Raw genomic sequence first — 6,892 nt, 5'->3', positions numbered from 1 at the left:
ACGTTCGCCGGAATACGCACGAGGCTCGTATATTGAGTGAGGTACATCACATTCATTCATTACCTGACCGTCATTTGTCGTTCAAGCTTGATGTTCGTCACAGGATTAAACTAGCTGAAACACCAATATGTCGCTTCGCGAACTTGTAATGTAGCCCGCATATACATAAGGCTTCATATTGGTATACTTACGCCCTTTCATTGAAGGCCCCAAACGGCACCCCATGACCACCAGAATACTGATCTGCGACGACTCTGCCCTGGCACGCAAACAAATGGCCAAAGCTCTGCCACCCGGCCTGGCAGACGACATCCTGTTTGCTGGCGATGGCAAAGAGGCTCTGGCCATCCTGCGCGATCAGAAAGCCGAACTGCTGTTTCTGGACCTGAACATGCCGGAACTCGACGGCTACCAGGTGCTGGAACACATTCGTTCCGAAGATCTTCCGGTTCTGACCATCGTGGTCTCTGGTGATATCCAACCCGAAGCCCGGGAGCGCGTACGAAAACTGGGCGCCATCGACTTCATCAAGAAGCCAACCGACACCGGCGTTGTCTCCCGACTGCTCGAAGAGTACGGCTTCTATCGCCCATCCGAGCTTGAAGACACTGCCCTGAACGACGCCAGCCTGCACAGTCGAGAGGCAGCAGCCCCGGAAATCTCAGTAAGCCTGAGCGACTACCTGCAGGAGATCTCCAACGTGGCCATGGGCCGGTCCTCAGATCTGCTGGCCCGGCTGCTAAAGGTATTTGTCAAACAACCTATCCCCAAAGTCGCTTTTATCGCCAACTCTGAGCTGCACATGGCGATATCGGCTGCGCAACGAGCAGAAAACTATTCAGCCGTTTGCCAGGGCTTTACAGGCGCGGGTATCGCCGGTGAGGCACTGCTGCTGTTTGAAGACGCCAGTTTCCGGGAAATGGCAGAACTGCTGCACTATGACGTGCTGGAAGGCGAATCCGTGAACGTGGAAGTGCTCATGGATATGTCGAGCATCCTGTTTGGTGCCTTTATCAACGGCATCGGTGATCAACTCGATCTCAAACTGGGCCTTAGCCACCCCACGGTGCTCGGTCAACACCGGCCGGTTAACGAACTCTTGGATCACCACAGCAAGCGCGAAGAGCAATTGCTGTGCATCGAGATCAGCTACACCCTGGAAAACCGGGATATCCGCTGCAACATGCTAATCCTGTTAACCGAGGATTCCATCCCATTCCTTGAAAAACGCCTCGCGTATCTGGTGGATTAACTATGGCCTTTAATCAGGACGCCAACGAATTCCATTGGTTGATGGACATGCTCGAATCCGTTGAGGTGGGACTGGTGGTGCTGGACCTGGATTTCCACGTCCAGGCATGGAACGGCTTTATGGAACACCATAGCGGCATTACCGCCAGCCAGATTCGGGACAAGGTACTGTTTGAAGTCTTTCCGGACATCCCGGAAGCCTGGCTTACGCGCAAGGTAGATGCCGTCGCCATGCTGAACACCCGGGCCTTTACCTCCTGGGAGCAGCGCCCTTACCTGTTCAAGTTCCGGAATACACGCCCGATCACGGGCACTGAAGAATATATGTTCCAGAACCTGACCATCAGCCCGATTACAGCCCCTAACGGAGAGGTAGAGAAGGTTTGCCTGCTGGTATATGACGTTACCGAATTTGCCAGCAGCAAACGGGCCCTGGAACGTGCAAACGAACAGCTCGCCAAACTCAGCATGACGGATCGCCTGACGGGGTTGCTGAACCGCGGCACCTGGGAAAATCTGGTGGATGCCGAATACGAGCGCTTCCGGCGATATGCCCAGGCCACCAGCCTGGTGATGTTCGATATTGACCATTTCAAACCGGTGAACGACACCTATGGCCACCTGGCCGGAGATGAAGTCATTCGCCATACCGCCGATGTTACGCGCAACAACATCCGGCAATCTGACAGTGCCGGCCGTTATGGTGGTGAGGAATTTGGCATTATCCTGCCGGAAACCGATGCCGAGAGTGCCCGGGTCATTTGCGAGCGCATTCGTGAGGCTATTGAGAACAGCACCGTTAACACAACGGCAGGCGATATTCGCTACACAGTGAGCATGGGCATCGCGCAATTAACCGAAACGCCTGAGAACTATATGCGGTGGATGCAGAAGGCAGATGAGGCTTTGTATAAAGCCAAGGAAAGCGGGCGAAACAAAGTTGTTGTCAGTTGATACTCCCCTCTCCCACGATTGAGAGAGGGGAATGGGCAATTAATCCTGCTGCCAGCTCTGTACCGCTTCCTTACCGTACTTGTCACGCCACTCATTCAGAGTCTTGTGATTGCCACCGCGGGTTTTTACCACTTCACCAGTGTGCGGGTTCTTGTAGGTCTTCAGCGGACGCTTGGCACGTGTGCCGGTTGCAGTCTCGGCCTTGGCGCCAGCGATAGAAGGATCAATAGCAGACAGAATCTGCAGAACGTCCTTCGGTGATTTGTCATACTCTTTCATCAAATCGCGAACTTTGTTTTCAAATTCCAGTTCGCTTTTCAGTGCCTGGTCCTTTTCGAGCTTCTCCAGCTCGGCGGCCAGCTTTTCCATCAGCTGCTTCTTCTGGTAATAATCATTAATCTTTGCCATGGAAATAAAACCTTTTATCGTGGGGTTTTAAATACTGAGTGAATATGACCGAGAGTCGAAACAAATAATAATAGAGAAACCAAAGCAAGGCAAAACAAATTACTTAAATCGACTTAATAAAAAAGCCGGCACATTGGCCGGCTTCGTCGTTCACATAAAGATCAGAGGCGCAAATCAGCCTGCCCCAGCGGCAATACACCCTTTAAATCAAATAAAACGCCATTGCCATTCGTATAAGCACGCAGTTGCTCCGCTGAGAGAGCGGCATATTCCCGGTGCGGTACGGCAAGAAATACCGCGTCATATTCACCGGCCTTCGGTTCCGCAACCAGGGAAATACCATATTCATGCTCGGCTTCTTCATTATTTGCCCAGCAATCGGTGACATCCACCTGACAACCGAAATCCTTTAACTCATTAACCACATCAATAACGCGGGTATTACGCAAATCCGGGCAGTTTTCCTTAAAGGTAAGCCCCATAACCAATACCCGAGAACTGGCAATGGTATGCCCTTTCTTGATCATCGCCTTGACCAGTTCAGCCGCAGCGTATGGCCCCATGTTGTCGTTCACACGGCGGCCGGCAAGAATAATCTCAGGGTGATAACCAATGGCCTGGGCCTTATGGGTGAGATAATACGGGTCTACACCAATACAGTGCCCGCCTACCAGGCCGGGCTTGAACGGCAGGAAGTTCCATTTCGTACCAGCTGCCGCCAGCACTTCATGGGTATCAATACCAATACGGGCAAAAATCATCGACAACTCATTCATCAGCGCGATATTTAAATCCCGCTGGGTGTTCTCGATCACCTTGGCTGCTTCTGCCACCTTGATTGAGCTGGCTTTGTGAGTGCCGGCGGTAATGATATCTGCGTAGAGATTATTCACCTCATCGGCAATCTCCGGAGTGGAGCCCGAAGTGACCTTCATAATGGTGGTAACGCGGTGTTCTTTATCACCCGGGTTGATACGTTCAGGACTATAACCGGCAAAGAAGTCCTGATTGAACTTCAGGCCAGATACCTTTTCCAGAACCGGGACACAGACTTCCTCAGTGGCACCGGGGAACACCGTGGACTCATAAATAACGATGTCGCCCTTCTTCAGGACTTTACCAACGCTCTCACTGGCTTTTACAAGCGGGGTGAGATCCGGCGATTTGTACTCATCAATGGGCGTGGGCACGGTCACGATATAAATCTGACAATCGGCAATGCCGTCCAGCGAATCCGTGAAGGACAGATACCTGGAAGCGGCCAGCTCTTCGGAGGACACCTCACGGGTGAAATCTGCTCCGTCCTTGAGTTCAGCGATGCGCTTGGTGTTGATATCAAAACCAACCACCTCTCGCTTTTCGCCGAATGCAGCTGCCAAAGGCAAGCCCACGTAACCAAGGCCGATTACTGCAATCCTTTTCATATACTCTCCTGCCTTAAATAGAGTTGAGCGCTACACCAAGAAGCGCTGTGATAGCCGCATGCCTCGGCGGCTATCTAAAGCGACTAATCGATCTTAAGTACTCGGTATTCCTGAAAGCTGGCGCCCAAGTCTTCCATGTCTCTACATGATAACTCTCTACCTCGAATCACCGGTAACAAATCCATTTCTAAATGCATGTATTTCGCACCTTTGGTGTTAATAGTGGCAACCATAGAACAGTCAGCACAATCAGACTGGAGCATTGTTAAAACCCAAACCCGAAAGCTAGAGAAAAGCATTCACGAGCTTTCTCAGAACCAGGACAGCTTAAAGCTTACATTGAGCAAACTTCAAAGCCCCCCGGCGCCGGCGGGATTAAAAACTATACTGAAAATATTATTCTGGATTCCTGCGGTCATCACCAAAATCAAGCTGGCACTTAACAGCCACAAGGTTATAAAAAACAAAAAAGTATTGAACACTGCCCTTACCCGAGAACAAACCCTGAATATGCAATTGGAACAGCTTCACGAGAAGCTTTCAGGTTTGCATGCAAAGCGCGATAGTTTCTTCAGCGATCGCCCAACAGATCTTGTCTCCGGCCTTGCAATACCTGGTCCGGACTGCTTCAGCACTCAAGCCGTAAAGACATTGAAAAACAAACTGGACGAACTCCAATCAGACATCGAAGGGTGGTTCAACGAACTCCGGTCAGCCCGGCAGGAAGCTCTTTACGATCTGCTTTTTGATCACGTTAACGTTGTCGGTGCCACCTGCATCGGCATCAACACTCAAAAGCGCTTCCGAGACATGAAGTTCGACATTGTCATTGTAGACGAATCCGGCCAAATCCAGGCCCACAACTTGATCGTGCCTCTATCAAGAGCACCCAAAGCCATTCTGGTAGGCGATCACAAACAACTGCCGCCCGTTGTCCAGGATGAAATTCTGGAAGAAATCGAGAGCCGGGGCGCCGGACACCTGAGCCACCTCTACAGAAACAGTTGGTTCGAAGAGCTATGGCATATCACCCCCGAGCATAAAAAAATCATGCTCGACACTCAGTTTCGCTGCCCGGCCGTCATCAGTGATTTCGTATCTGAAGCATTTTACAATAACCGTTACTTCGCCGGTAAAGGAATGGAGTCGAAAGCCCCGTTATTTTCCTTCACCCCCAGCCCCATGGTTTTTATCGACACCTGTAGTATTCCGAACCGTTACGAGAGCAGCGTACACCAGGATGGACGCAACGTGGTGCAAGACAACAAAACAGAAACGGAACTGGTGATAATGCTGCTGGAACAGGCTCTGGCCGAACACCCGGACCTTTCACAAAGACGAGAGATCGGGATCATTGTGCCTTATGCCAACCATGTCAAAAAAATACAGCAGGGTATCGAAAAAGCTCAACGGAAAAACCGCCTCAAACAGCTGACAACACCGCTCCAAGAATTGGTAGCCTCCGTTGATAGCTTTCAGGGCCAAGAGAGAGATTTCATTATCTTCCCTTTAACCCGCTCAAACCCTAAGGGGAGCGTTGGCTTCCTGGCCGACTGGCGGCGCTTGAACGTTGCCCAAACTCGAGCCAAAAGGCAACTGATCATGATTGGCGATTCGTCCACGCTCACCCTGCCAAATAATCGCAAGCAGGCCCCGGATACTGAATTCAAGCAAGCCATGCGCACTTTGCTCAAACGCTGTAAAGAGCATAATGCCCTATTAGATGCGGCCAAGTGGATTTCTTCCCGGCCCGCCCCGGCAAGTCAGGCACCTGAAATGAAAGGAGCCCATTCATGACCACCCCAAAACAACAGAGAAATGCCATGCCGGCCTTTGTCGCGCAAAAGAATCTCGAGCGAAAGCTGGCAGAGCTGGGGCACCAACTTTACTACTCTCGCACCTGCAGGTTGCCATGCCTGGAACTGCAGGTTCTGGTATCAGAGCGAGGCCGGGAAGAGATCAACAAATACGACCTGACTCTACTGAAACTTGTAGGACACGGTATCCAATCCCCCAAAGACCTGGCCACATTGACCGGGCTGGCACCCGATCGGACAGAAACTTTTCTTCAGCAAAAAAAAGGGGAATTCCTGCTTGAACAGACAGCCAGTGGTTGGAGCCTTACTAGCCTCGGCGTTGAATCCATCCGTGCCGGTGTGCCTCTACGCGCCATAAGCCGCGCGGTCAGATACTGCAGCCTAACTCATCGTCTTCTGCCGCACGGTGCCTACCTGCAACCATTTGACCTGGTTGAAACACTAACCGCAGACAAAATCCGGTTTCAAGACCTGATTCCAGAGCCAGAGACCGTACCCCTCACAGGCCTCGACCTGAGCCTTTATCCAGACCCAAAAACTGTTAACCTTACCGACGAAACCGAGAGCATCGTGGAAGTCAGGAGTATTGCCCCTGGGTACTGCCAGGGACTGCTGCACCTTTCTGGCATCAACACTCCTACTCACGCCTGGGTGCAATGGGGAGCCGATATTTACCCATACGAACTGGCCAAAGTAAAGCCGCTGGTTCAACCGTTCAACCCAAACCGCCCCAACGGCAGTGGCTCGGAACAAACCAAAGCCGACGCTATTCTCCTGTACTTTAAAAAAGCTGGTGCAAACACCAGCAGTACGCTAAAAAACAACGAACTAGGATTACCAACAGTTACAGTTCACGACGCCAGCGAAGACTTTTTAAAAGACAATGCACCTGGAAACTGGCGGCCCTGGATTGCAGTTTGCGGTACAGGCCAATACCCTGCCATCCCGGTAACCGGTGGACAGCTAACGCCCTTACTCCAGGGCCACACGTTACAGGTGGTAGTGAACAACCCAGTACTAGTTGCGGTAGGAATGCCT

Annotated in this window: 7 protein-coding genes; 4 read left to right on the top strand and 3 right to left on the bottom strand. The window is 51.5% G+C overall.

Going from position 1 to position 6,892, the window contains the following annotated elements:
* Positions 1-223: 223 nt before the first annotated feature.
* Positions 224-1,252: a response regulator gene (locus Q669_RS17675; protein WP_022993293.1), complete on the top strand. Its 1,029-nt coding sequence runs from the start codon at positions 224-226 to the stop codon at positions 1,250-1,252.
* 2 nt (positions 1,253-1,254) lie between these two features.
* Positions 1,255-2,205 carry a GGDEF domain-containing protein gene (locus Q669_RS17670; protein ID WP_022993292.1) on the top strand — a complete coding sequence of 317 codons (951 nt, stop codon included), beginning with the start codon at positions 1,255-1,257 and terminating at the stop codon, positions 2,203-2,205.
* A gap of 39 nt (positions 2,206-2,244) precedes the next feature.
* Here Q669_RS17670 and Q669_RS17665 read toward each other — a convergent pair whose 3' ends face one another.
* From Q669_RS17665 to Q669_RS20165, 3 genes are all read right to left on the bottom strand, one after another.
* Positions 2,245-2,613 carry a histone-like nucleoid-structuring protein, MvaT/MvaU family gene (locus tag Q669_RS17665; protein WP_022993291.1) on the bottom strand — a complete coding sequence of 123 codons (369 nt, stop codon included), beginning with the start codon at positions 2,611-2,613 and terminating at the stop codon, positions 2,245-2,247.
* A gap of 161 nt (positions 2,614-2,774) precedes the next feature.
* Entirely contained in the window at positions 2,775-4,037 is a 1,263-nt protein-coding gene (tviB, locus tag Q669_RS17660) for a Vi polysaccharide biosynthesis UDP-N-acetylglucosamine C-6 dehydrogenase TviB (protein WP_022993290.1), read from the bottom strand.
* A gap of 83 nt (positions 4,038-4,120) precedes the next feature.
* Positions 4,121-4,222 carry a hypothetical protein gene (locus Q669_RS20165; protein ID WP_413771514.1) on the bottom strand — a complete coding sequence of 34 codons (102 nt, stop codon included), beginning with the start codon at positions 4,220-4,222 and terminating at the stop codon, positions 4,121-4,123.
* Between the two features lie 37 nt (positions 4,223-4,259).
* Between Q669_RS20165 and Q669_RS17655 the strand changes: the two genes are divergently transcribed.
* A complete protein-coding gene (locus tag Q669_RS17655; protein ID WP_160170569.1) occupies positions 4,260-5,834 on the top strand; it encodes a DEAD/DEAH box helicase in 1,575 nt (524 codons plus the stop codon).
* Positions 5,831-6,892, top strand: a 1,062-nt coding sequence (locus tag Q669_RS17650) for a hypothetical protein (RefSeq protein ID WP_036149962.1), incomplete at its 3' end; no start/stop codon positions are given. The genes Q669_RS17655 and Q669_RS17650, both read left to right, overlap by 4 nt.

It is taken from the genome of Marinobacter sp. C1S70 (assembly GCF_000475355.1).
Taxonomy (GTDB): domain Bacteria; phylum Pseudomonadota; class Gammaproteobacteria; order Pseudomonadales; family Oleiphilaceae; genus Marinobacter; species Marinobacter nauticus.
This window is presented reverse-complemented; position numbering and strand designations above follow the sequence as displayed.